General features: G+C 60.9%; 20 protein-coding genes and 2 pseudogenes. 14 read left to right on the top strand and 8 right to left on the bottom strand.

Annotated features, from left to right (window positions below; translation table 11 throughout):
• Positions 1–173 precede the first annotated feature (173 nt).
• The 6 genes from AAHB08_RS15290 to deoD all read left to right on the top strand — a co-directional run bounded on the left by AAHB08_RS15290 (position 174) and on the right by deoD (position 6401).
• A complete protein-coding gene (locus AAHB08_RS15290; RefSeq protein ID WP_139436905.1) occupies positions 174–1448 on the top strand; it encodes a NupC/NupG family nucleoside CNT transporter in 1275 nt (424 codons plus the stop codon).
• A 123-nt stretch (positions 1449–1571) separates the two neighbouring features.
• On the top strand, positions 1572–1742 hold the full coding sequence (locus AAHB08_RS15285) for a XapX domain-containing protein (protein WP_005332215.1): 171 nt from the start codon (positions 1572–1574) through the stop codon (positions 1740–1742).
• 390 nt (positions 1743–2132) lie between these two features.
• On the top strand, positions 2133–2906 hold the full coding sequence (deoC, locus tag AAHB08_RS15280) for a deoxyribose-phosphate aldolase (protein ID WP_043128921.1): 774 nt from the start codon (positions 2133–2135) through the stop codon (positions 2904–2906).
• 83 nt (positions 2907–2989) lie between these two features.
• Positions 2990–4321, top strand: a complete 1332-nt coding sequence (deoA, locus tag AAHB08_RS15275; protein ID WP_342059384.1) for a thymidine phosphorylase — start codon at positions 2990–2992, stop codon at positions 4319–4321.
• 14 nt (positions 4322–4335) lie between these two features.
• On the top strand, positions 4336–5544 hold the full coding sequence (locus AAHB08_RS15270) for a phosphopentomutase (protein WP_025325642.1): 1209 nt from the start codon (positions 4336–4338) through the stop codon (positions 5542–5544).
• 143 nt (positions 5545–5687) lie between these two features.
• Positions 5688–6401, top strand: coding sequence for a purine-nucleoside phosphorylase (gene deoD / locus AAHB08_RS15265; protein ID WP_025325643.1), 714 nt, complete (start codon positions 5688–5690; stop codon positions 6399–6401).
• A 349-nt stretch (positions 6402–6750) separates the two neighbouring features.
• Here the strand turns inward: deoD and AAHB08_RS15260 are convergent, their stop codons facing one another.
• The 3 genes from AAHB08_RS15260 to AAHB08_RS15250 form a co-directional block, all read right to left on the bottom strand.
• Positions 6751–7680: a DUF2950 domain-containing protein gene (locus tag AAHB08_RS15260; protein WP_342059383.1), complete on the bottom strand. Its 930-nt coding sequence runs from the start codon at positions 7678–7680 to the stop codon at positions 6751–6753.
• An 11-nt stretch (positions 7681–7691) separates the two neighbouring features.
• On the bottom strand, positions 7692–9377 hold the full coding sequence (locus AAHB08_RS15255; RefSeq protein ID WP_342059382.1) for a DUF3300 domain-containing protein: 1686 nt from the start codon (positions 9375–9377) through the stop codon (positions 7692–7694).
• Positions 9378–9865: 488 nt separating this feature from the next.
• Positions 9866–10504, bottom strand: coding sequence for an AhpA/YtjB family protein (locus AAHB08_RS15250; RefSeq protein WP_342059381.1), 639 nt, complete (start codon positions 10502–10504; stop codon positions 9866–9868).
• A gap of 127 nt (positions 10505–10631) precedes the next feature.
• Here AAHB08_RS15250 and serB point away from each other — a divergent pair, with 127 nt between their 5' ends.
• On the top strand, positions 10632–11636 hold the full coding sequence (gene serB, locus AAHB08_RS15245; protein WP_342059380.1) for a phosphoserine phosphatase SerB: 1005 nt from the start codon (positions 10632–10634) through the stop codon (positions 11634–11636).
• Positions 11637–11665: 29 nt separating this feature from the next.
• Positions 11666–12571: an alpha/beta hydrolase family protein gene (locus AAHB08_RS15240; RefSeq protein ID WP_342059379.1), complete on the top strand. Its 906-nt coding sequence runs from the start codon at positions 11666–11668 to the stop codon at positions 12569–12571.
• A gap of 92 nt (positions 12572–12663) precedes the next feature.
• Here the strand turns inward: AAHB08_RS15240 and AAHB08_RS15235 are convergent, their stop codons facing one another.
• Positions 12664–15033, bottom strand: coding sequence for a PilZ domain-containing protein (locus AAHB08_RS15235; RefSeq protein WP_342059378.1), 2370 nt, complete (start codon positions 15031–15033; stop codon positions 12664–12666).
• Between the two features lie 100 nt (positions 15034–15133).
• Here AAHB08_RS15235 and radA point away from each other — a divergent pair, with 100 nt between their 5' ends.
• A complete protein-coding gene (gene radA, locus AAHB08_RS15230; protein WP_265435337.1) occupies positions 15134–16498 on the top strand; it encodes a DNA repair protein RadA in 1365 nt (454 codons plus the stop codon).
• Positions 16499–16555: 57 nt separating this feature from the next.
• Here the strand turns inward: radA and AAHB08_RS15225 are convergent, their stop codons facing one another.
• Together AAHB08_RS15225 and rsd are read right to left on the bottom strand one after the other, a co-directional pair.
• The gene (locus AAHB08_RS15225; RefSeq protein ID WP_202047577.1) at positions 16556–16939 is read right to left on the bottom strand and encodes a PilZ domain-containing protein; all 384 of its coding nucleotides are present in this window, start codon (positions 16937–16939) and stop codon (positions 16556–16558) included.
• A gap of 102 nt (positions 16940–17041) precedes the next feature.
• On the bottom strand, positions 17042–17524 hold the full coding sequence (gene rsd, locus AAHB08_RS15220; RefSeq protein ID WP_139436892.1) for a sigma D regulator: 483 nt from the start codon (positions 17522–17524) through the stop codon (positions 17042–17044).
• A gap of 338 nt (positions 17525–17862) precedes the next feature.
• On the opposite strand from rsd, the gene hupA reads away from it, so the two are divergent.
• A complete protein-coding gene (gene hupA, locus AAHB08_RS15215) occupies positions 17863–18135 on the top strand; it encodes a nucleoid-associated protein HU-alpha (RefSeq protein WP_005305063.1) in 273 nt (90 codons plus the stop codon).
• Between the two features lie 113 nt (positions 18136–18248).
• Positions 18249–18674 (top strand): hypothetical protein, encoded by a 426-nt coding sequence (locus AAHB08_RS15210; RefSeq protein ID WP_202047441.1) that lies wholly within the window; start codon positions 18249–18251, stop codon positions 18672–18674.
• Between the two features lie 75 nt (positions 18675–18749).
• Here AAHB08_RS15210 and AAHB08_RS15205 read toward each other — a convergent pair whose 3' ends face one another.
• A complete protein-coding gene (locus AAHB08_RS15205) occupies positions 18750–18899 on the bottom strand; it encodes a hypothetical protein (RefSeq protein ID WP_106885023.1) in 150 nt (49 codons plus the stop codon).
• Positions 18900–18901: 2 nt separating this feature from the next.
• Positions 18902–19954: a tRNA dihydrouridine(20/20a) synthase DusA gene (dusA, locus tag AAHB08_RS15200; protein ID WP_342059377.1), complete on the bottom strand. Its 1053-nt coding sequence runs from the start codon at positions 19952–19954 to the stop codon at positions 18902–18904.
• Between the two features lie 232 nt (positions 19955–20186).
• Between dusA and AAHB08_RS15195 the strand changes: the two genes are divergently transcribed.
• From AAHB08_RS15195 to AAHB08_RS15185, 3 genes and pseudogenes are all read left to right on the top strand, one after another.
• Positions 20187–21143 (top strand): tyrosine-type recombinase/integrase, encoded by a 957-nt coding sequence (locus AAHB08_RS15195; protein ID WP_342059376.1) that lies wholly within the window; start codon positions 20187–20189, stop codon positions 21141–21143.
• A gap of 172 nt (positions 21144–21315) precedes the next feature.
• Positions 21316–22523 (top strand): annotated as a pseudogene (locus AAHB08_RS15190) (IS256 family transposase).
• Between the two features lie 158 nt (positions 22524–22681).
• A pseudogene (locus AAHB08_RS15185) lies at positions 22682–23329 on the top strand (IS630 family transposase); the annotation flags it as partial.
• Between the last annotated feature and the right edge of the window lie 43 nt (positions 23330–23372).

Below are 23372 nucleotides of genomic sequence, written 5' to 3'. Positions count from 1 at the left end.
AAAATCGTTTGCGGTCTAATTAAACGACGTTCAGCCCATTTCAGGCTTATAAAATGTGACCAGTATTCTATTTTGTCGCACCGTAATTAGTATAATGCGCACCCTTGATTAGCGGCTTTCATACACAAAACGTTAACAAGCTGGCAGGTGCTACTAAAGAGGAAGTGTTAATAATGAATCTGATAATGGGTCTGGTGGGGATGGCGACGCTCATCCTTATCGCTGTGCTGTTCTCCAGCAATCGCAAGGCAATCAAAATTCGTACCGTGGGCGGTGCCTTTGCCATTCAGGCAGGCCTGGGTGCCTTCGTGCTGTATGTCCCGGTTGGTCGGGATATTCTGGTGAGCGTGTCCGACGCCGTCTCCAGCGTCATCGGTTATGGTCAGAACGGCATCGAATTCCTGTTCGGTGGTCTGGTCAGCAACAAGATGTTCGAAGTGTTCGGTGGCGGTGGTTTCATCTTCGCCTTCCGCGTCCTGCCCGTCATCATCTTCTTCTCTTCCCTGATCGCGGTTCTTTATTACCTCGGCATCATGCAGTGGGTGATCAAGCTGCTGGGTGGTGGTCTGCAGAAGGTGCTGGGTACCTCCCGTACCGAATCCCTGTCTGCCACTGCCAACATCTTCGTCGGCCAGACTGAAGCCCCGCTGGTGGTGCGTCCCTTCATCTCCAAGATGACCGACTCCGAGCTGTTCGCCGTCATGTGTGGTGGCCTGGCCTCCGTTGCCGGCTCCGTGCTGGCCGGTTACGCCTCCATGGGTGTCAAGATGGAATACCTGATCGCCGCCTCCTTCATGGCTGCCCCGGGTGGTCTGCTGTTCGCCAAGCTGCTGGTACCGGAAACCGAGACCCCGAGCTACGACGAGAACTCCGCCGATGGCGATCTGGACGACAAGCCTGCCAACGTGATCGACGCCGCCGCTGCCGGTGCCTCCGCCGGTCTGCAACTGGCCCTGAACGTGGGTGCCATGCTGCTGGCCTTCATCGGCCTCATCGCCATGATCAACGGCATCTTCTCCGGCGTGGGTGGCTGGTTCGGCATGCCTGAGCTCTCCCTGGAGCTGCTGCTGGGCTGGCTGTTCTCCCCGCTGGCCTTCCTGATCGGTGTGCCCTGGAGCGAAGCGGTCGTGGCCGGTTCCTTCATCGGTCAGAAGCTGGTGGTGAACGAGTTCGTGGCTTACCTGAACTTCGCCCCCTACCTGAAGGATGAAGTGCTGATCAACGGCGTGGCCATGTCCGACCACACCAAGGCCATCATCTCCTTCGCCCTGTGCGGCTTCGCCAACCTGTCCTCTGTAGCCATCCTGCTGGGTGGTCTGGGCTCCATGGCACCGAACCGTCGCGGCACCATCGCCAAGTTCGGCCTGAAGGCCGTGCTGGCCGGCTCTCTGTCCAACCTGATGTCTGCCACCATCGCAGGCTTCTTCCTGGCACTGACAGCCATGTAATGCTTGTCTGACAGACAAGTTGAAACGAGCGCCACAGCGAAAAGCTGTGGCGTTCTCGTTTGGGGCGGTGACAACCGTTTTCCTTTCTAGACTAATAATAAAATGAGTCAAATCGGAGGTTTTATGAATGAAGTGCTACTGGCGATTGCTGCCGGCTTTATCGTTGGCGTGTTGTTTTCTTTCCTCAAGTTGCCGATCCCGGCACCTCCCGTACTGTCCGGGGTAATGGGGATTGTGGGGGTCTATCTGGGGGGGATTGCCTACTCCTGGATCCTGACCCGCTTCTTCTCTTAAGCACCTTCCAGTGCTGGATTTGCCGGGTGTGAGGTACCTCTGAAATTGGCAAATCCGGCTTGCAAACACGGGGTATCTCGGCTGAAATAGGCGATGCCAGCAGGGTGCTGGCATTGACTAATGCCCACATGAGGTGGGTGTTGGCGGTCAAATGGAATTGATTGGGAAGTCGGGTCTGCGGTTGTCGGCCTTTCTCAAGTCTTCATGGAACCAAGTCCGCACTTTTGTAAGAAAGTGACAGGGCTCTTGCCTTATTTGCAGCCGTATTGCCTGTGCATCTGCGCTGTAATTCCATATCCCGTTCGTCCGGGATCTTCCCTTGCCGATCCTGTGTGTTCGGTGGAGGCGGGTCGCGGGTGATGGGACTAATCGAGACTTTGGAGACATAGCATGACTGATCTGAAACTGGCCGCCCAACGCGCCCTGAACCTGATGGACCTGACCACCCTGAACGATGACGACACCGATCAGAAGGTCATCGACCTGTGCCGCAAGGCCAAGTCCCCGGCCGGCCTCACCGCCGCCGTCTGCATCTATCCCCGTTTCATCCCCATCGCTCGCAAGACCCTGCGCGAGATCGGCGCCGCCGACGTGCGCATCGCCACCGTGACCAACTTCCCTCACGGCAACGACGACATCGAGATCGCCGTGGCCGAGACCCGCGCCGCGGTCGCCTACGGTGCCGATGAAGTGGACGTGGTGTTCCCGTACCGCGCCTTCATGGCCGGCAATGAACAGGTCGGCTTCGATCTGGTCAAAGCTTGTAAGGAAGCCTGTGGCGACAAGGCGCTGCTGAAAGTGATCATCGAGACCGGCGAGTTGAAGGAAGAGGCGCTGATCCGTCGCGCCTCCGAGATCTCCATCGACGCCGGTGCCGACTTCATCAAGACCTCCACCGGCAAGGTGCCGGTCAATGCGACCCCGGAAGCGGCCCGCATCATGATGGAAGTGATCAAGGCCAAGAACCCGAAAGTCGGCTTCAAGCCTGCTGGTGGCGTGAAAGACGCAGCCGTTGCCGGTCAGTACCTGGCAATGGCCGAAGAGATCCTGGGCAAGGAGTGGGTCTCCCCGCGCACCTTCCGCTTCGGCGCCTCCAGCCTGCTGGCCAGCCTGCTGGCGACCCTGGGCCACGGCGACAAGCCGGCCAATACCAGCGGTTACTAAGCGGTGACAGGGGGCGGTGCGCCGCCCCCTCTTCGGATCCTGTTCGGTCTGTGTTCGTGCAAGGCGCACGGAGGGAATGAAAGATGTTTTTGCCTCAAGAAATTATTCGCAAGAAGCGCAACGGTGAAGCGCTCAGTACCCAAGAGATTCAATTCTTCGTCCAGGGCATTACCAACAACACCATAGGCGAAGGGCAGATAGCGGCGCTGGCCATGGCGGTCTACTTCAAGGACATGACCATGGATGAGCGGGTCGCCCTGACCTGCGCCATGCGCGACTCCGGCATGGTGCTGACCTGGGACCACCTCAATCTGGGTGGCCCCATCGTCGACAAGCACTCCACCGGTGGCGTGGGTGACGTGGTCTCCCTGATGCTGGGCCCCATGGTCGCCGCCTGCGGCGGCTTCGTGCCCATGATCTCCGGCCGTGGCCTGGGCCACACCGGCGGTACCCTGGACAAGCTGGATGCCATCCCCGGCTACCAGACCTCGGTCGACAACGATCGCTTCCTGAAAGTGGTGAAAGAGGCGGGTGTCGCCATCATAGGTCAGACCGGCGATCTCGCTCCGGCCGACAAGCGTATCTATGCGGTACGTGACATCACCGCCACCGTCGAATCCATCGCCATGATCACCGGCTCCATCCTCTCCAAGAAGCTCGCCTCCGGGCTCGAAGCCCTGGTGATGGATGTGAAAGTGGGTTCCGGCGCCTTCATGCCGACGTTTGAAGCCTCCGAAGAGCTGGCCAGGAGCATAGTGGCCGTGGCCAACGGTGCCGGCTGCCGCACCTCGGCGCTCTTGACCGACATGAACCAGGTGCTGGCCTCCAGCGCCGGCAACGCCGTGGAAGTGCGCGAGGCGGTGCGCTACCTGACCGGCGAGTATCGCAACCCGCGCATCCACGAAGTGACCATGGCGCTTTGTGCCGAGATGCTGATCTCCGCAGGGCTTGCGAGCGACGAGCAGGACGCCCGTGCCAAGCTGCAGGCGGTGCTGGACAATGGCAAGGCCGCCGAGATCTTCGGTCGCATGGTGACCGGCCTCGGTGGTCCGAGCGACTTCATGGAGCGTTACGATGCTTACCTGCCCAAGGCCGCCATAGTGCGCCCCGTGTATGCGGCGCAGAGCGGTTTCGTGACCGCCATGGATACCCGCGAACTGGGCCTGGCCGTGGTCGCCATGGGCGGTGGTCGCCGCGCCGCCGGGGACAAACTCGATTATGCGGTCGGTCTGACCGACTTTATCCGCCTGGGGCAGAGCGTCGAGGCTGACAAGCCGCTCGCGCTGATCCACGCTCAGACAGAAGCTCAATTTGCCGAGGCCGCCCGCATGGTGCAGGCAGCCGTCAAGATCGGTGACACCCGACCAGAGGCACTGCCCGAGGTTTACCGTCGCATCGGTCTGGCCGATTTGTAACAAGGGGAAGACCCATGAAACGTACCTTTATTCTGATGATGGACTCCTTCGGTATTGGCGCTGCCGCCGATGCCGAGAAGTTCGGAGATGTGGGCGCCAACACCCTTGGCCATATCGCCAAGGCCTGCGCCGCCGGTGAGATTGAAGGCCGTGGCGCCCTCAACCTGCCCAACCTCAACAAGCTGGGCCTGGGCCACGCGGGGGAGCAGGCTTCCGGCTACTTCCCGGCTGGCTTGAAGAAAGATATCGAGGTAGTCGGTGCCTACGGCTTCGCCCAGGAGCTCTCCTCCGGCAAGGACACCCCGTCCGGCCACTGGGAGATCGCCGGTGTGCCCGTGCTGTTCGAGTGGGGTTACTTCCACGATCACCACAACAGCTTCCCGCAGGAGCTGCTGGACGCCATCGTCGAGAAGGCGGGTCTGCCGGGTTACCTCGGCAACTGCCACGCCTCCGGCACCCAGGTGCTGGATGACTTGGGCGAAGAGCACATGCGTACCGGCAAGCCCATTCTCTACACCTCTGCCGACTCCGTGTTCCAGATCGCCTGTCACGAAGAGACCTACGGCCTCGAGAAGCTCTATGAGCTGTGCCACATAGTGCGCGAGCTGCTGGAGCCCTACAACATAGGCCGCGTCATCGCGCGTCCGTTCGTGGGCAGCGGCAAGGGCAACTTCAAGCGCACCGGCAACCGTCACGACTACTCGGTGCTGCCGCCGGCGCCGACCGTGCTGGACTACATGAAGGATGCGGGGGGCCAGGTGGTCTCCATCGGCAAGATTGCCGACATCTATGCCCAGCAGGGCATCACCAAGCAGGTGAAGGGCACGGGCCTGACCGAGCTGTGGGACAGAACCCTGGAAGAGGTGAAAGCGGCCGGTGACAACACCATCGTCTTCACCAACTTCGTGGACTTCGACTCCTCCTACGGCCACCGCCGTGACGTCAAGGGCTACGCCGATGCGCTTGAGTATTTCGACTCCCGCCTGCCGGAGCTGTTCGAGATACTGCAAGATGGCGACGTGGTGGTGCTGACCGCCGACCACGGCTGCGATCCGACCTGGAGCGGCACCGACCACACCCGTGAATACATTCCGGTGCTGTTCTACGGCAAGCCGGTCAAGGCGGGCTCCGTCGGCCGTCGCGAGACCTTCGCCGACATCGGCCAGAGCATAGCGGCCTACCACGGTCTGCCCAAGCTGCAATACGGCACCAGCTTCCTCTGATGCCCTGGGCAGGGCGGCATCTCAGGTGCGCTCTGCCCGGTTGCAGCAGGGTCTCTGCTTTTTGTAACTGACCCGCCTGCCACTCAGGTGGCGGGCAATTTTAAAAACAATAAAACTCAACCTAGTGTGAAGGAATCAAGAGAATGGCAACTCCTCATATCAATGCAAAAGATGGCGCCTTTGCTGACACAGTGCTGATGCCGGGCGACCCCCTGCGTGCCAAGTACATCGCCGAGACCTTCCTGGAGAACGTCGAGCAGGTGTGCGACGTGCGCAGCATGCTCGGCTTCACCGGTACCTACAAGGGCCGTCGCATCTCCGTCATGGGCCACGGCATGGGCATCCCGTCCTGCTCCATCTATGCCAAGGAGCTGATCACCGACTACGGCGTGAAGACCCTGATCCGCGTGGGCTCCTGCGGTGCCGTGCGTGAAGACGTGAAACTGCGTGACGTGGTGATCGGCATGGGTGCCTGCACCGACTCCAAGGTCAACCGTCTGCGCTTCAAGGATCACGACTTCGCCGCCATCGCCGACTTCGACCTGGTTGCCAATGCCGTGCAGGCCGCCAAGAACAAGGGCACCCCGGTGCGCGTGGGCAACATCTTCTCCGCCGACCTGTTCTACACCCCGGACCCCTCCATGTTCGACGTCATGGAAAAATACGGCATCCTGGGTGTCGAGATGGAGGCCGCCGGCATCTACGGCGTGGCCGCAGAGTACGGTGCCCGTGCCCTGACCATCTGCACCGTTTCCGATCACATCCGTACCGGCGAGCAGACCACCTCCGAAGAGCGTCAGCTGACCTTCAACGACATGATCGAAATCGCACTGGACTCCGTGCTGCTGGGCGACTGATCCCGCGGCTTCGGCTCCATGCAAAACGGCGACCCTGGGTCGCCGTTTTTTTATGCCTTATTTGGGGAGTCAGCCCGGAAGGCCCGCTGTGCCGCCTATCCTTTCTGGCTGCCAACCACGAGTTCAACACCATGAAACGAAAGTATATTCTGACTCAGCGGCGCTTCATTCTGATGCCGAACATCGCGTGGGCTGGCGAGGGCAACGGTTGGCAGATCCGCTGAGCGACAACGATGTCCTTTCAGTTGGTCGATGGCGGGACCGACTGGCCCGCATCACCTCCTGCGATCTCAATCACGCTGCTCTCGGCCCATGCTATTTGCCAGGATCCTGTGGTGGATAAAGAGCCCTAATCACCCTCTTCGCTCACCACCAGCGACCAGCTCTCATCGGGATCGAACAGCTGGATCGCCTCGACGGCCGTTGCGGTTTCGGCCCCTAGATCCTTTTGATAAACCCGCCCCTCGTGATTCACCATGAAGGTCATCACCCCGCTGTTGGCATAATCGGCTGGCCAGGCGATCAGGGCGACACCGTCTCTTAATTGTCCTTCGACGAAGTACTCTTTACTCCCTCCATTGGCCGCAGCCCCCTGGGCATACAGGATACGGTAGTAGTAGCCATGATAGGGGGTGCGTTGGCCGACCACGGCCTTGTAGCCCTCTGCGGCGGCACGGACGACCTCCTCTCCGGCCGGGCTGGCTGGTTCCCCCTCGCTTACGGGCCAATAGAGTCCATTTTGTTGGCCTGCATCACTGCGCAGTTTTGCCGCAAAGAGTCCCGCGGATTGGCCATCATGCCCCATGGCGGCGTACTCTATCTGTGCGTCGATAAAGCCACGGCACACCGCAATCGCCCCCAGCTCATTCCGACCGATGCGGCGATAGACGATCTCTTTGGCCCCTGCGGCGCCATCGAGATACCACTTGCCATCTGTGGCCACGAGGGGGATGGGCAGTGGCCAATCCGACTCCCCCACGACCAGTATCATTTTATCCTTACCGTCGGCCACCAGTTGGTGCTTGCTCTTGAAGCTCGCGACGAAGGCGGTGCGATCATTGGCATCGGCCACCTCATCCCCCGAGCTGATGGCTTCCGCACTTTTCTCGCCGAGCAGCAGCGTCAGTGCGGTGACATCATTCCGCTCCAGGGCCGTGATCAGGGCCTGCACCGCCTCATCCGGGGTGGCGAAGGTGCGCTGTGCCATGGCGCTTGCGTCGCAGGCAACGGTCAGGGCCAGCAGGGCCAACACCCATGAGGGAGCCCAACTCCATTTCAACAAAGGCTTCATTATCGCGTACTCCGTCTGGGTTGAGTGGTGCGCCCGGCACGCGCGCTACTGGCCACACTTTCGCGCCCACGTTGGCTGGCGGCGCGCTCGGTTCTGCCCGAATTCTGCACCCCTTGGAAGGCACTCCTTGAGGTTGAGGCCGAGGCAACAGGAGCTCTGCGCGTCGCCGTCTGTGCTGCGCTCTTGCTGTGAGTGGCGCGTGGCTGGACATGGCCGCGATCACGCGCTCCGGCAGTCTGTGGCGTGATTTGCTGCCGCTTGACCTTGTCTCCTGCGTAGTCGCCCTGGCGCGGCGTGCGTTGGGCCACATTCGCCTCCCTGTTCGCCTGTCTGGCGTCGCGCGTCACCTTGGCATTGTCGCTTTGGGGTTGTCGGTTGGCTCCCGCATAGCTCCCCTTCGGCGCGGTTGCGCGTGCCTCCCGGTTCACCTCGTTGACCGCGCGCGGTGCGCCGGCGTATGTGCCTTCAGGCTGGCGATTGGCCCCTGCATAAGTCCCCTTGGGTGCGGCATCTCGTCGGGCCGTTCCTGCCGCGTTATTCAGCGGACGTTGTTCCAGGGTCGCCAGCTCGGCACGCTGGGGGCGCGCCGCCGTGATGGGGCTGTCGGCCTGGCGCAGGTAGTTGTTGGGGCCGCGCTCAAACTTCTTGAAGTAATCGTCCCCCTCGGCGTTGATATAGATCTTGTTGTTAGAGCCCCGCTGATAGTTGACCGGACGGTTGTACCCATTGGCGGGACGAAAACCATTGCCATAGTTGGGGTTATAACGATAGGGAACATAACCGTCGGGATAACCCGATCCCCACCGCGGGTAATAGTAATCGCCTTCATCATCATCGTCGTTGAAGACCTCGTTGACCAACATGCCCGCACCAAAGGCGAGCAAGCCCGTCAAGACCATATCACCGCGGTCGTATTCATCCTCGTCGTCGTCATGTTCTACCACTGTCGTGGTGGTTGTCGCAGGCGCGGTCGTTGTCGTGGTTTCTGTGGTCACCGGCGCGGGAGCCGGCCCGGCGGCGGGCGCACTGTAGGCGGCGGTTGGGTCGTATTGCGGGACATAAATGACGTCGGGGTTGGCAGGCGCAATGGTGACGATCTGCTGATTGTTCTGTTCATCCTTGGCCACTTTCATCTGCTCCGAGTCTTTCAGGTTGCCCACCTCCATCGCCTGTTGGCGCAGGCGCTGAACGGCTGCCAATACGCCCGGTTCATCGGCCAGGAAGGCACTGCCCAGCTCGGTCGTCCACTCCATCTTCAAGCACATCATGTCCATGACGGTCGGGAAGTGCATCAGCGACATGGTGGGCGGCGTAAAGCCCAGCGGCGCAATGGCGGTGGTCAGTTCTTTCCCTTTGAGATTGGGGTGGGCGACCAGCCAGTTGCCGGCATCGAGCACCTCTTGCGGATTGGTGGCGCTGGCCAGCACCTGGGCCAATACCGCATCGGGGTAAAGGGCTATGGGCGCAAGCAGGGTCTCGAGCGCCTCTGGGGTATATTGCGATGCTTGTGTGTTAATCGGCTGAGGCTGCGTTTGCGGTGCGACCGCAGCGCTGGTTGTGCTGGAGGCTGCGCTGGGCTGGACACTTTGCGTGACGGGGGGGGGCTCCTCCTTGCAGGCAGCCAATACCGTGCCGAGGGCGATCACGGCCGCCAACGCGCTACGGCGAAATAGGGGTTGTTTCATGACCTTGTTTCCTTCTGCTGGAGTGGCTGATGCGCCTCTTGCCTGAAGATGTCCACAAACGTTGTATCTCATTGCATTCAATGCGGGCGTCTCATACCGAAAACATAAACCACGAATCGAGATCACACCCCAAACCGGCTGGAAAGGGGTGAAAAATTCGTTTGTTTCTGTCTCAAGCTAGGCCTGAAGCCCTGGATGTCACCAAAGTCAGGTGGGCAGATCTGAGACGTTAAGGGCTATGGGGACCGCCTTCGGTGGTGCTCGAGATTCAATCAAGGCACTTGGGGATGGAAGAGATCGAGGAGCTGGCTGTCGATGCAGCACAAATGGCTGGATAGGTAGATTGAGGAACTACGGCATGAGGTGATCGTGGATCGTCACTTCGTTCTCGAGCGCTTCAGCGGAGCCAAGCGTCGCGATGCTCTGTTCGATCAGAGACTCGAACGGCTGGGGCAATAACAGGACCAAGGGGTTTCGCGAGCGGCGCCTTATTCGATGCCGGGTGGCGGGGCGTTGTCGGCGGAGGACTGGCTCTGCACCGATCTCTTCTTGTGCTTGCGCACCCGCATGTAGTTACGGCGCACCCCGTAGGAGATGAGCAGGCCGGCCAGCAGCATCACCAGCAGCATCAGCCGCTGTTTCTCCTGATTCACCTTGAGGTGGGTGTCCTGCGCGGCGAGCAGCCGCTGCTCCTCCAGGGTGATCCTCAGGTAGCCCAGGGTCAGGTTCCCCTCCTGGATCTCCTGCACGAACTGGGTGCGCCCCTTGCCCTGCTCCGGCAGGGATTTGTTGTCGGTGCCGATGGGCAACAGGTTCTCGAGGGGAACGGCCTGATCCGACTGGGCGAGGGGAATGCCGCGGGCGTCGTAGAGGGTGACGTCGAGGATCTCGGGCTCGGCGGCCAGATCCTGTGCCAGGCGCTCCAGCTCGCTCTCCTTGTCCTCCTTGATCCAGCGTCGCATGTCCCGGGCGGCGTAGGCGACCAGCGCCTGGGCCCTGTCCCGCGCCGCGCTGTGCAATGCGGCCTGGCTTGCTCCCTGCATGTGGATCATCAGCACCAGCACCCAGAGACCGAGCAGGATCCCCGCTGCCAGGCTGATAACACGTTTGATGGGGAGATGACGCACAGCGCTGAGCCTCTTGGGGTGAATGGACAATGGTGGCGGGATCTTGGCGCTTGCCTGTACAAAAAGCAATACGCTACTCTGGGCCCGCATGATGAACCCCATGATCCCCAAGGAAGGCGTCTCTCTTATGTTGTTGTCCCAACTCCCCCGCTCCCCGCACGACTGGTCCCAGGCTCTGTACGGTGCTCCCTGCTGGCAGCTCACCCCCGAGGCCCTGCTGCCCGCGGCCAGTGCCCATGACGGCGCCTGGCTGGTGCTGTTTGGCAAGGCGCTAGGTGCCCGCCACCTGACACAGGTGGCGACGCTGCTGGCAGACCATGGGGTCGAGGCCAGCCTCTATCCCGTGGGGGAGCAGGCCGGTGTGCCCCTGCTGCTGCTCGGCGCCAGCCGTTTCTCTCCCGAGCTGGTGCTGTCCCTCAAGGGGCTGGAGTGGGACATAGATGCCTGCCATCTCGCCACCTTGCCCACCCTGGCGGCCCCCGGGCTGCTGGTGATGGACATGGACTCCACCGCGATCCGGATCGAGTGCATCGACGAGATAGCCCGTCTGGCCGGGGTGGGTGAGCAGGTGGCGGCCGTGACGGCGGCGGCCATGCAGGGCAAGCTGGAGTTTGCCGACAGCCTGCGCAACCGGGTCGCCCTGCTGGAGGGGGCTCCTGTCGCCATCCTCGATGAGGTGGCGGCCGCCATGCCCTGGATGCCCGGCTTGCAGCTGATGGTCGACACCCTCAAGCAGGCGGGCTGGACAGTGGCGATCGCCTCCGGCGGCTTTACCCGTTTCGCCGGCGAACTGCAGCAGGCGCTGGGGCTGGACGCCATCTTCGCCAACGAGCTGGCGGTGGAGGGGGGGCTGCTGACCGGCCAGGTGAGCGGTCCCATAGTGGATGCTGCCGCCAAGGCCGAGGCGCTGCAGCAGCTGGCGCGGCAGCATGGGATCCCCGCCGCCCAGACGGTGGCGGTCGGCGATGGCGCCAACGATCTCAAGATGATGGGGGTGGCCGGACTTGGCATCGCCATCCACGCCAAGCCCCTGGTGCGGGCCCAGGCGGCCGCCACCCTCAATCATCATGATCTGGAAGGGGTGCTCTGCCTGCTCGGCGCGCTCGCCTGCCGCGACAGGCGCTGGAGTTGAAACCCGCTCAAGGAGGAGCAGAGAACAAGATGGAACTGTTGCAACAATCCCTGTTTGTCCCCTGTGGCGAACATCGGCTCCATGTGCGCCATATTCAGCCCGGTGTCGCCATCCATGCCGACCCCATCCTGATGGTGCACGGCGCCATCGAGAACGGGCGCATCTTCTACACCGAGTCCGGCAAGGGGCTGGCCTGTTTTCTGGCGCGGCACGGTTATCAGGTGTACGTGGCCGATCTGCGCGGCCGGGGCCAGAGCACGCCGGCCATCGCCGAGCGGGCCGGTCACGGCCAGCATGAGCTGATCACCGAGGATCTGCCCGCGCTGCAGCACTGGGTGGCGGCGCGCCATCCCGCGGCCAGGGTGCACTGGATGGCCCACTCCTGGGGCGGGGTCATCATGGCCTCGACCCTGGTGCGCTTCCCCGAGCTGGCGGATCAGATAGCGAGCCTGGTGTTCTTCGGCACCAAGCGGGGGGTCTCGGTGCAGAACCCCGAGCGCTGGCTGAAGGTGGACCTGATCTGGAACCGGCTGGCGCCCTGGCTGGCGCGCCGCCAGGGTTTTCTGGCTGCCCGCAAGTTGAAGATAGGGGCCGACGATGAGCCCTTGCGTTACCTGCAGGAGACCATTCCCTGGGTGAAATGCGGGCCCTGGCAGGATCCCCACGACGGCTTTGCCTATGACGAGGCCGCCGCCAGGGTGAGCTGGCCGCCGCTCTGGATGATCTCGGCCAAGGCGGACAAGGTGCTGGGTCACCCCACGGACGTGCGTCGCTTCAGCGCCGAGATGGGGTCGGCGACCCGCCATACCCGCCTCGGCCGGGATAACGGCAACTGGCTCGATTACGATCACATCAACATGCTGACGGCGCCCCAGGCCCAGGAGGATCACTTCCCCGAGATCCTCGCCTGGCTGCTCAACCCCCAGGCGGCCTGAGCGCCCACTGAAACGGGCAGTCATCTGCCCGCCTCCCGCCCCGGATGCCGACACCTGACGGGTGAGGGCACTCGGAGTCGGCCTCTTCCGGGCTATTTCGCCGGGGGCTTGATGCCGAGCCGGAACAGGGTGGCCTCAGTGGTATCGGTCAGCTCACCGACCCCCACCACGCTCCACAGCTCCTCCTCCAGCTGCTTGGCCTTGTGAATGGCGAACTTGGCGATGTAGTCCAGCTCACCCGCGATGAAGCTGGTGTCGGGGCGACCGGTGCGGGAGATGCCGACCAGCACCGAGTAGAACTCGCCCTGCTGCAGGGCCAGCTCGATGAAGCGACGCTTCGCCTCCGGCGAGGAAAAGCTGCTGGCCAGGTGGCTGCGAAACAGGGGGGCGCCGCCCCGGGAGTGCAGGCTGGCGATGTAGACCTCCTCCTCCTCCGGCTTGTCTTCCCGCGCCAGAGTGCGCAATGGGTTGAGCAGCACTGTCTTGAGCAGGGCCCCCTGGAACAGGGGGTAGAGGTTCAGCTGCTTCTCCTGCCCGGCGCAGGCCTGCAGCAGGCCGGAGAGACTGCGCGGTCGGGGGGCCATGCCCACGGCGGCAGGCCTTGCGGCCGCCTTGAGCTTGTTGACATAGACCGGCGAGTTGAACAGGTGGTGGGTATAGAGGTTGCGCAGCGCCCGTGCCATGCCGCGGTAGCGCTTGTGCTCCCGGGTGGTCTTGAGCTTGTTCTGGTTGCTCTCTATCAGCAGGCTGAAGAACTGATGGCCGATGTGGCGCTGCGCCGTGCCTTCGATGCACAGATGCAGCACGGTACGGCTCAAATTGAGGCTGACCAGCCGATAGGGCAGGCGCTGCAAGTCCATGGTCTTGGCGAGCTCCTGCAACCTGGGCAGGGCGACAGTGACCGTCTCCCCCTTCTCCCCCTCGAATGCCTCCTCCAGCTCGATCTGCATGCCATGGGCCGAGATGTCACGGGTCCAGCCGATCCAGGCGCGATCCTTGTGCCTGAGCACTATCGCCGTCTTGTGGGCGTAGCGGGCCTCCTTGCGCAGTTGCACATAGTGCAGCGTCTCTATCTCGAAGGGGGCGGCCTGGGTGTCGTGGCCGAAGCGTTGCAAGGCGTTGGCGTTGGGCTGCTGGTTGTCGTAGTGGAACTCGCTGCGCTGGTGGTCCAGCCCTATCTCCTGCAGCAGGCCGACATAGCCTATCTGGCTGAGGCGTTCGCGCAACAGCATGTCCTGCAACTGGTGCGACTCTCCCCGCTGGCTGTCGAGGTCGGCCTCGTGCAGGGCGCAGGCCTCCAGGCTGAACTTGTAGACGCGCCAGCTGGGACGACGGGCACCGACCTGGAAGAAGAGGGACGTCAGGCCGCTCTGCTGCAACTCTTCGCGGGTGGCGGAGAAGAAGTAGAGGTGACTGCGCACCGAGTGGGTGAAGCTGTAGATCAGGGTCTCTCGCAGCCCCCCTTTGGCGGGCAACAGGGAGGGCATGCGCGCCGCCGTGAAGAGGCTGGCGAGCATGTCGCGGTTCTTGGCGTCACGCCAGTACTCGAGGATGTGCTGGTTGTTCTCGGTGCGCAGGGCGATCTCGAGGCCAGGGGCGTCGCCCTTGCCGAAGTAGAGCGGCATGCCGGTCATGCGCGGCAGGTAGAACTGTTCGTATCCCTTGATGATGGCGGCCGACAGCAGATAGTCGACACTGACCCGATAGCGGCTGCGGTTGCGCTCGATGAAGTCACGCAGGAACTCGTCGAAGGCGGGGTGCTCGCCGCATCGAACCAGCCGCAGCCAGAATTTCCCCTCTTTCTGCTCCTCTCCCAGGATCTGGTAGCTGATCGAGCCACGCAGCAGGGGGTGGGGGTGTTCGCGCTCCAGGCCGGTGAAGAAGACCTCGATGTGGTCGCCGGTCTGGTAGTCGGGCAGATGGGGGACCGAGGCCCGGATCCCGCCCAGAGAGATGTCCGAACTCTTGGCCTGCAGCTTCTCCCCGTTTGCCAGCTTGAGCACCATGGGGGAGCTGAAGTGCATCCGTTCCTCCTGCCGGCCGTAGTGGCTGGCGAAGGGGATGGCGTTGACGTCGAAGGGGCTGAACGGGCTGGTGGGCAGGGAGAGGCTCTCGCTGCGCCCCTGATTGAGCCTGTACCAGGCTTGCAGCGCCTCGTAGACCCCGAGTGTGTAGCTGTCCCGGTAGAGGTAGCACTGGGACTGGAACTGCTCGATGGCCTCGGCGGGCATGAAGTGGGTCACCCCTTCGAACTCGTGCACCTGGCAGAGGGCCCCCAGCTCGTTGCGCATGTCGATCACCCGCCGACAGGGGGTGCACTTGCGTTTGAGTTCCATCTTCAGCAGGAAACGGCCGTTGGTATTCTCGTTCTGGGTCAGGCGGTTGAAGATCTCGTCGAAGTCCTTTTCCCGGAGCAGGGGGACAAGTTGTTCTATCAGGTGGAGTGGTTGTTCTGAATCCATGTATTCCTGCCGCGGAAAGTCACTTTTCCGATTCTGGGTTTGATCTGCCGGTCGCAAACCAGTATATCAAGCAGGAATTCATCCTGTCCCCGAGTTATCCATGGCCAAAAACAAAACCGCCTATGTTTGTTCCGAATGTGGCGCCGACTTCACCCGCTGGCAAGGTCAGTGCGGCGAGTGCAAGGAGTGGAACACCATCACCGAGGTCCGGCTGGGCGTCGCTACCCCTGGCAAGAGTGCCCGCTACACAGGTTATGCCGGCGCCGTCGGCAGCCAGGTGCAGACCCTGGCCGAAGTGGCGACCACCGAGATCCCCCGTTTCAGTTCGGGCTTCAAGGAGCTGGATCGGGTGCTCGGCGGCGGTGTGGTGCCGGGCTCGGCCATCCTCATCGGCGGCAACCCGGGGGCGGGCAAATCGACCCTGCTGCTGCAGACCATGTGCGGCCTGGCCCAGCGGATGAAGACCCTCTACGTGACCGGGGAGGAGTCCCTGCAACAGGTGGCGATGCGGGCCGGCCGGCTGGGCTTGCCCACCGACAAGCTGCGCATGCTGTCGGAGACCAGCGTGGAGCAGATCTGCATCATTGCCCAGCAGGAGCAGCCGCAGATCATGGTCATCGACTCCATCCAGGTGATGCATGTGGCGGATGTGCAGTCATCCCCCGGCTCCGTCTCCCAGGTGCGCGAATCCGCGGCCCTGCTCACCCGCTACGCCAAGCAGAACCATGTCGCCATCTTCATGGTGGGCCATGTCACCAAGGACGGCACCCTGGCCGGTCCCAAGGTGCTGGAGCACTGCGTCGACTGCTCCGTGCTGCTGGACGGTGCCCACGACTCGCGTTTTAGGACCCTGCGCTCCCACAAGAACCGCTTCGGTGCGGTCAACGAGCTCGGCGTCTTCGCCATGACGGGGCAGGGGATGAAGGAGGTGAGCAACCCCTCCGCCATCTTCCTGAGTCGCGGCGAGGAGCAGGCCCCCGGCTCCATCGTCATGGTGATCTGGGAAGGGACGCGCCCCCTGCTGGTGGAGTTGCAGGCGCTGGTGGACTACTCCCAGGTCTCCAATCCGCGGCGGGTGGCGGTGGGCATGGATCACAACCGTCTCGCCATGCTGCTGGCGGTGCTGCACCGTCATGGCGGCTTGCAGATGGCGGATCAGGACGTCTTCATCAACGTGGTCGGCGGGGTCAAGGTCGAGGAGACCAGTGCGGATCTAGCGCTGCTGCTGGCCATGGTCTCCAGCTTCCGGGATCAGCCCCTGCCCAAGGATCTGGTGGTGTTCGGCGAGGTGGGGCTGTCTGGGGAGATCCGGCCCGTGCCCTCCGGCCAGGAGCGGTTGCAGGAGGCGGCCAAGCACGGTTTCCGCCGCGCCATAGTGCCTCATGCCAACGCCCCCAAGCACCCCATCGAGGGGATGGAAGTGGTGCCGGTGAAGAAGCTGTCCGATGCCCTCGAGGCGCTGTAACCACCGAAAAGAGAAACAAGAAGGAGCCGGTCAGGCTCCTTCTTCATTGCGGGCGGGTCAGGAGGGGGGGTTGTGCTCCCTGTGCTCTTGCAGCAACTGCTCCAGCTCGCGATACAGCAACTGCTCCTCACCTATGTTCAGCTCCATCATCCGCTTGAGGTGGGTGGCGCTGTCGATGTCGATGTGGTGGCAGTAGAACCCCAGCTTCTTGCTGGCCTCGTGGGTCAGTTCGACCTGCATCTTGATCTCGATGTCACTGCCGCCCAGCATGAAGCAGATCTCGTACTCCTTGTCGTCGCTGCCGACCCAATCCTCGGGCCTGAGCAGCAGGGCTCCCTGCAGGGAGACATCCACCAGCTGGGTACGCCACTGGCGCCCCCCCTGGGTCAGCTTGGCGGCGGTCAAATAGAAGATTCGGGTAAAGTGGCGGCGCTCGGCCATGTTCATCTCCGGTCTGCGTGGGAGCACAGTGCTAACCATCCATGCCACAGAGTGTAATGTAGCCGGCGCATCAGGATGTTGAACTGGCTCCGATATTGAGCATCAGACCTGCTGGCGGCTGAGGGATTCGACCACCTGAAGCGCCTTGACCAGCCTGTCTTCCTGCTTGAACCTGTCCTCCAGCACGGGACCCAGCTGATTCAGATCCTCATCGAGCTGCAACAGCTGGGCCTCGTCGGCATTGCTGTATTTGTCGTTGAACTCCAGGGCAAACTCGGTGCAGGCACGGATATGGGGATAGATGCGTTTGGCCAGTTCCAGCTTGTCGCCGCTGGCTTGCTCGAAGGCGGTGACCACGTGGTTGTAGATCTCGAAATGACCGGCGCTGACGTAGTCGACCAGTTGCTCGCAGAAGCGTTGCAGTTCGACATGACCGGGAAGGGAGCGTTGCTTGGACTTGGTGGGCATGAGCCCGGCCAGTCGCATGTACTCGACCAGCAATGCCTGCCTGGCATCCAGCCAGTCATCGATTGCCCTGTGCTTGCCTGCCAACGCGCGCTTGGTTTGTTCCAGTTCAGTTAACATAGTCCCTCCATGGGCATGGCATGAAGCGCGATGGCTGCAGGCCTTCGGTCATTCTCAGCGACTGACGACACTCCTATAACTAGGGAAAATCCTGTTGACCGTCAATAGGAGTGTGGGGATATTGTTACATCAGGCGGGGGTTTGCATACAAGTCTCCGTCGGTTTCTGGTCCCGCGTCGCCTGTCAGGAGGACGCAGGGGCGAGATATGTGACTATTTCCGCAGATCTTGATGAAAACCCCAGCATTCAAGCCAATCCGGCTGATAAAGCCTTTGCCTGAGTGTTTTTTTTTGAATAGAGTGGCCCGGTGCTAAATGCCCGATCATAAAGGAAATGTTATGAACAAAGCTCAACTTGTCGATGCAATTGCCGCCAAAGCAGACCTGAGCAAAGCTCAGGCCAAAGTTGCTCTGGAAGAGATCATCAATGGTATTACCCAGAGCCTGAAAGAGGGCGATGCCGTTCAGTTGGTGGGTTTTGGTACCTTCAAGGTCAACCATCGCGCGGGCCGCACCGGTCGCAACCCGCAAACTGGTAAAGAGATCCAGATTGCAGCCGCCAATGTGCCGTCCTTTGTGGCAGGCAAGGCGCTGAAAGACGCCGTCAAGTAATCGCGTAAAGTAATCAAATGAAACCCGGCGCCTGCCGGGTTTTTTCTTGCCATCTTCGTTAAAATTTGTTTCAGATACACTCAGGATATGGCATGCGCTGTAGCGAGGTGGATATGGAACAGAAGAATGCCATCCGGCAGGTGGCCGTGCCCTGGGCACCCTCCCGCCAACTTCCCCCCGGCCTGGTTGTGGCCGAACTGCATCAGGATATCTGGAGTGACAATCTGACGGTCGTGTTGGGGCGCGCCCGCAGCATAGATCTGCCGCCTCAGCCGCTTTACCGGGTCAGTTTCCGCCATATCTTCGCCGTGAGGGTGATGGAGGATTGCGATCTGGCGGAAGGGCGGGACAGCCACGTCATCGAGGAGCAGATCCAGCTGATCACGCCGTCCCGTTTCGCCAGCTGGTTCCATCAGGAGTCCGATGGCCTGCACCTGGACGAGGACTTGCAGCACTATCGCATCTCGACCTGGGATTACTGCGCCGACGTGCTGACCTCCTCCCCTCCGGAATTGCAGTTTGTGGCGCCGGAGGAGTGAACGGGCGCCATCATCCAGATAAAAAAGCCGGAACATCGCTGTTCCGGCTTTTTCTTGCCTGAGTGGCTGGCGGGCTCAGCCGAGCAACTGCTCCCTGTGCAGACCGAGCACTATCAGGAGCCCGAGCAGATAGAAGGCGCTGAGCTTGATGCCGAGGATGGCCAGCATGCCGGCACAGAGGCGAACCAGCGCCTTGTGCAGCCAGGAACCGGTGAAACGATACATGCTTACTCCACCGACTCGGCGCTGGCGAATTCCGGCACCTTGGCCATGGCGTCCAGCACCACCTGGATGCCGGCCCCGGGTTTGCAGGCATTCTCGCTCAGGTGGCGACGCCAGGCGCGGGCCCCCTGCATGTTCTGGAACAGCCCCAGCATGTGGCGGGTCATGTGGGAGAGGTAGTTGCCCTTGGCCAGCTCCTGCTCCATGTAGGGCAGCATCATGCGCACCACCTCGTGGCGGCTCGGCACCTCGCCCCCCAGACCGAATACCCGGTTGTCGACCTCGGCCAGGATGTAGGGGTTCTGGTACGCCTCGCGCCCCATCATGACTCCGTCCACCTGCTGCAGGTGCTCCAGGGTCTGCTCGAGGGAGTTGACCCCGCCGTTGATGGCGATGGTCAGCTCGGGATAGTCCTGCTTGACCCGGTAGACGCGCGGGTAGTCGAGCGGCGGGATCTCGCGGTTCTCCCGGGGGCTCAGGCCGCTCAGCCAGGCCTTGCGGGCGTGGACGATGAAGGTCTCGCAACCGGCATCGCGCACCTGCTCGATGAAGGCCTGCAAGAATTCGTAGGAGTCCTGATCATCGATGCCGATGCGGGTCTTCACCGTCACCGGAATGCCCACCACATCGCGCATCGCCTTGACGCAGTCGGCCACCAGGGCGGGCTCTCCCATCAGGCAGGCGCCGAAACGGCCGTTCTGGACGCGATCCGACGGGCAGCCCACATTGAGGTTGATCTCGTCATAGCCGCGCTCCTCGGCCAGCCTGGCACAACGGGCCAGGTCCGCCGGGTTGCTGCCACCGAGCTGCAGGGCGAGGGGATGTTCCTGCTCGCTGTAACCCAGATAATCCCCTTTGCCATGGATGATGGCGCCCGTGGTCACCATCTCGGTATAGAGCAGGGTCTGGCGGGTCATCAGACGGTGGAAATAACGGCAATGCCGATCGGTCCAGTCCAGCATGGGGGCAATCGAGAATGTCTGGTGGTGGGCTGGCTTGCCAGATATGGCCTCAGAGCCTGATTTCACGGGGTTTTCACTGATTTGTTTCTGAGTCATTTGCGGGTGTTTCCAGACATTTGTTGATTGAACTTGCCCCATATCTGCCCCACCATTTCATGGGGCAGATGTACTCCACGAGGTATCTATGGCCGGTTACACAATAGAAAAACGTAAGACCAGCAAAGGCGAATTACGCTATCGCTGTAACGTCAGGGAACATAAGGGCGAAGAGGTAGTATACCGGGAATCCCGTACCTTTGGCAGACAGTCCGACGCCAAGAGCTGGGGAATGCAGATGGTGGCGATGATCGAGCGAGATGGTTTGCCTGGCCAGGTACAACCCGTACCCACCATCTGCGAGCTTATCGCTCTATACCGTGATCACCCGGCCATCAGCCCCACCATAGGCAGAACCAAGGCCTATTGCCTCGACTTAGTTGCCGATTGCGATATCGCGGCGCTCAATGCTGATCAGCTCACCATCAAGGATCTGGTCGATCACTGCCAGGCCAGAAGGGATGCGGGAGCTTCGCCTGCCACCATAGCCCATGACATCAGCTACCTTGGCTCCGTATTTGCTGCCGCCAACCCCGTCTTCAATATCCCGGTCGACAACAAGCTCATCCTTGAAGCCCGCAAGACTCTCAATCGCCTGAAACTGGTGGGAAAAGCCCAGAAGCGCACTCGCCGTCCGGTAAGCGATGAACTCGAGCGGATCATCCGGGGGCTGGAAAAACGGCAGAGTCACGGCATGGCCAAGATCCCCTACACAGACCTGCTCAACTTCGCCATCCTGAGTTGCATGCGGATAAGCGAGGTGTGCAAGATCAAGTGGTCCGGCGTGGATGAGAAAAATCGAGCCGTGCAGGTTGAAGACCGCAAAGACCCGAGAAAGAAGATAGGGAACCATATGCTGGTGCCCCTGCTGGGCGAAGCCTGGGAGATCCTCAAGCGTCAGCCCAGAACCGACGATCGCATCTTTCCCTACAACGGGAAGAGCGTCACCACCGGTTTCCAGCGGGTCAGAACGGAGCTTGGTATCGATGATCTGCGTTGGCACGATCTGCGCCGCGAAGGGGCTTGCCGCTTGTTTGAAGCAGGCTTTGTCATCGATGAGGTCGCTCAAGTCACCGGCCACAGAAATATCAACATCCTCTGGCAGATCTACACCGACCTCTACCCCAACCGGGTACACGCCAAGTTTGAGCGGTTGCAACAGGAAAAGGGGGCCGCCGAGGCCAGATAAAGTGGGAAAAGTGGGATACTGACTGATGTTAAGATGTTGCATCTTGTTAGATGCAGTCAGGATGATCAAGTAATTGATGGAGTCCTATTGAATCCTTGATGTGAGGTTATGGGAGAGTGTAAAAAGATCTGTGTAACTGGCATTCTGACCAACCTGTTGAAAGGACAACAGAATGCCAATTTCAGACAACCTCATTGACCAACTACTGGCCGGCTGCTCCAGTCCGGAAGACATCCTCGGCGAGAGCGGCTTGCTCAAACAGCTGACTAAGCGTATCGCCGAACGAGCCCTTGATGCTGAGATGACCACTCACTTGGGCTATGCCAAGCACGCGAGCGATGGCAAGAACTCCGGCAACTCCCGCAATGGCAAAAGCAGCAAGACGGTGCGCTCTGTTCACGGGGATATCGAGCTGCAGGTGCCCCGTGATCGCAATGGCACCTTCGACCCCGTGCTGGTCAAAAAGGGCGAGAAACAGCTCCACGGCTTTGATGACCGCATCGTCTCCCTCTACGCCTGCGGCATGACCGGGATATTCAGGCGCATTTCACAGAGGTCTATGGGGTCGAGATATCCCCCACCTTCATCTCTCAGGTCACTAACGCGGTCATGGACGAGGTCACCGCCTGGCAGAGCCGCCCGCTACATGCGGTCTACCCCATCGTGTATCTGGATGCGCTTGTCGTGCGTAGTCGAACGTCAGGCACCGTGCAGAACAAGGCGGTCTATCTGGCTCTGGGCATCAATACCGAGGGGGAAAAGGAACTGCTGGGACTTTGGATAGCGCAGACTGAAGGGGCCAAGTTCTGGTTGTCAGTGATGAACGAGCTGAAGAACCGGGGCTTACAGGATATCCTCATCGCCTGTGTGGATGGGCTCAAGGGCTTCCCGGAGGCCATCGAGGCGGTCTACCCGCACACCCAGATCCAACTGTGCATCGTGCATCAAGTGCGCCATTCGCTGCGCTACGTCAGCTGGAAACAGCGTAAAGCCGTCGCGACTGACCTGCGTCAAATCTACGGGGCGGCCACCTTGGCGGATGCTGAGCGAGCCCTGGCGGCGTTTTCAGCAAAGTGGGAGGAGGAGCACCCGAACATCAGCCGTTCCTGGCAGAATAACTGGGCACGGCTGAGCGTATTCTTTGATTATCCACCGCAGATCCGTAAGGTGATCTACACCACCAACGCCATCGAGTCGCTCAATGCGTCACTACGCAAGGTGACCAAGACCCGGCGTTCGTTCCCGACCGATGAGTCAGTGATGAAGGTGCTCTACCTGGTTCTGCATCAGATAGGGAAAAAGTGGACCATGCCGATACGGGATTGGAAACAGGCGATGAGCCAATTCATGATCTTGTTTGGCGAACGACTCGAGCAGTGATTAACCGCCAGTTACACAGAAAAATTTACAATCTCGCGTATGTGAGGGCGATGAACAAGTTGAATACCCTTGGTCTACCTGTCAGAAAGCCCCAAATGTAGCTGTCACCTGGGGATGGGGAGGTTATGGTCTGATGGATGATTTGAGAAACAACGCCAGCTTCAACGCTACGCCGATGGTTGCCTCGCATGGGCATAGTCTGGCGCCGTCCTGTCCCGACCTTACGCATAAAAGACCCGGCCTATCAGGACAAAATGGCGAAAATCGAAGACGCCTTAGCCAACTGTGATCCGGCGAATCCGGTGTTTTATGAAGACGAGGTCGATATTGACCTGAACCCCAAGCTGGGTGCCGACTGGATGTTCCGGGCCCAGCAAAAACGCGTGGTGACCCCAGGACAGAACGTCAAACACTACTTGGCAGGTGCTCTCCACTCAGGGACGGGAAGGGTACTGTATGTCAGCGGCATCAAGAAAAACTCATCCCTGTTTATCGCCATGCTGGAGAAGTTGCGCCATCACTACCGCCGAGCCGAGACCATCACGCTGATCCTCGATAACTATATCATTCACAAGAGCAAGCAGACCGAGCAGTGGTTAAAGAAGAACCCCAAGTTCCGCTTGCTCTTCCAGCCGGTCTACAGCCCGTGGGTCAATCACATAGAACGGCTGTGGCACAAGTTGCATGAGACGATTACGCGCAATCACCAGTGTCGAGGAATGGCCAATCTGCTGGCTCGCGTGAAACACTTCATGGACAACGTTACCCCTTTCCCTGGAAACGGTTATGGCACAGCCAAGATGTAGCACTATTCGGATCAGCTATTTAGTACTGCAACGGAGCCAAAAT

The organism is Aeromonas sp. OTU364, assembly GCF_038440395.1.
Lineage (GTDB): Bacteria > Pseudomonadota > Gammaproteobacteria > Enterobacterales > Aeromonadaceae > Aeromonas.
This window is presented reverse-complemented; position numbering and strand designations above follow the sequence as displayed.

Excerpts from the sequence above, each read along its gene's own strand:
- AAHB08_RS15285 (WP_005332215.1), top strand. The coding sequence starts at position 1,572 with ATGAATGAAGTGCTACTGGCGATTGCTGCCGGCTTTATCGTTGGCGTG.
- serB (WP_342059380.1), top strand. The coding sequence starts at position 10,632 with ATGTTGTTGTCCCAACTCCCCCGCTCCCCGCACGACTGGTCCCAGGCT.
- deoD (WP_025325643.1), top strand. The coding sequence starts at position 5,688 with ATGGCAACTCCTCATATCAATGCAAAAGATGGCGCCTTTGCTGACACA.
- deoC (WP_043128921.1), top strand. The coding sequence starts at position 2,133 with ATGACTGATCTGAAACTGGCCGCCCAACGCGCCCTGAACCTGATGGAC.
- radA (WP_265435337.1), top strand. The coding sequence starts at position 15,134 with ATGGCCAAAAACAAAACCGCCTATGTTTGTTCCGAATGTGGCGCCGAC.
- AAHB08_RS15235 (WP_342059378.1), bottom strand. The coding sequence starts at position 15,033 with ATGGATTCAGAACAACCACTCCACCTGATAGAACAACTTGTCCCCCTG.
- AAHB08_RS15255 (WP_342059382.1), bottom strand. The coding sequence starts at position 9,377 with ATGAAACAACCCCTATTTCGCCGTAGCGCGTTGGCGGCCGTGATCGCC.
- deoA (WP_342059384.1), top strand. The coding sequence starts at position 2,990 with ATGTTTTTGCCTCAAGAAATTATTCGCAAGAAGCGCAACGGTGAAGCG.
- dusA (WP_342059377.1), bottom strand. The coding sequence starts at position 19,954 with ATGACTCAGAAACAAATCAGTGAAAACCCCGTGAAATCAGGCTCTGAG.
- AAHB08_RS15270 (WP_025325642.1), top strand. The coding sequence starts at position 4,336 with ATGAAACGTACCTTTATTCTGATGATGGACTCCTTCGGTATTGGCGCT.
- AAHB08_RS15240 (WP_342059379.1), top strand. The coding sequence starts at position 11,666 with ATGGAACTGTTGCAACAATCCCTGTTTGTCCCCTGTGGCGAACATCGG.
- hupA (WP_005305063.1), top strand. The coding sequence starts at position 17,863 with ATGAACAAAGCTCAACTTGTCGATGCAATTGCCGCCAAAGCAGACCTG.
- AAHB08_RS15205 (WP_106885023.1), bottom strand. The coding sequence starts at position 18,899 with ATGTATCGTTTCACCGGTTCCTGGCTGCACAAGGCGCTGGTTCGCCTC.
- rsd (WP_139436892.1), bottom strand. The coding sequence starts at position 17,524 with ATGTTAACTGAACTGGAACAAACCAAGCGCGCGTTGGCAGGCAAGCAC.
- AAHB08_RS15290 (WP_139436905.1), top strand. The coding sequence starts at position 174 with ATGAATCTGATAATGGGTCTGGTGGGGATGGCGACGCTCATCCTTATC.
- AAHB08_RS15195 (WP_342059376.1), top strand. The coding sequence starts at position 20,187 with ATGCAGATGGTGGCGATGATCGAGCGAGATGGTTTGCCTGGCCAGGTA.
- AAHB08_RS15210 (WP_202047441.1), top strand. The coding sequence starts at position 18,249 with ATGGAACAGAAGAATGCCATCCGGCAGGTGGCCGTGCCCTGGGCACCC.
- AAHB08_RS15225 (WP_202047577.1), bottom strand. The coding sequence starts at position 16,939 with ATGGCCGAGCGCCGCCACTTTACCCGAATCTTCTATTTGACCGCCGCC.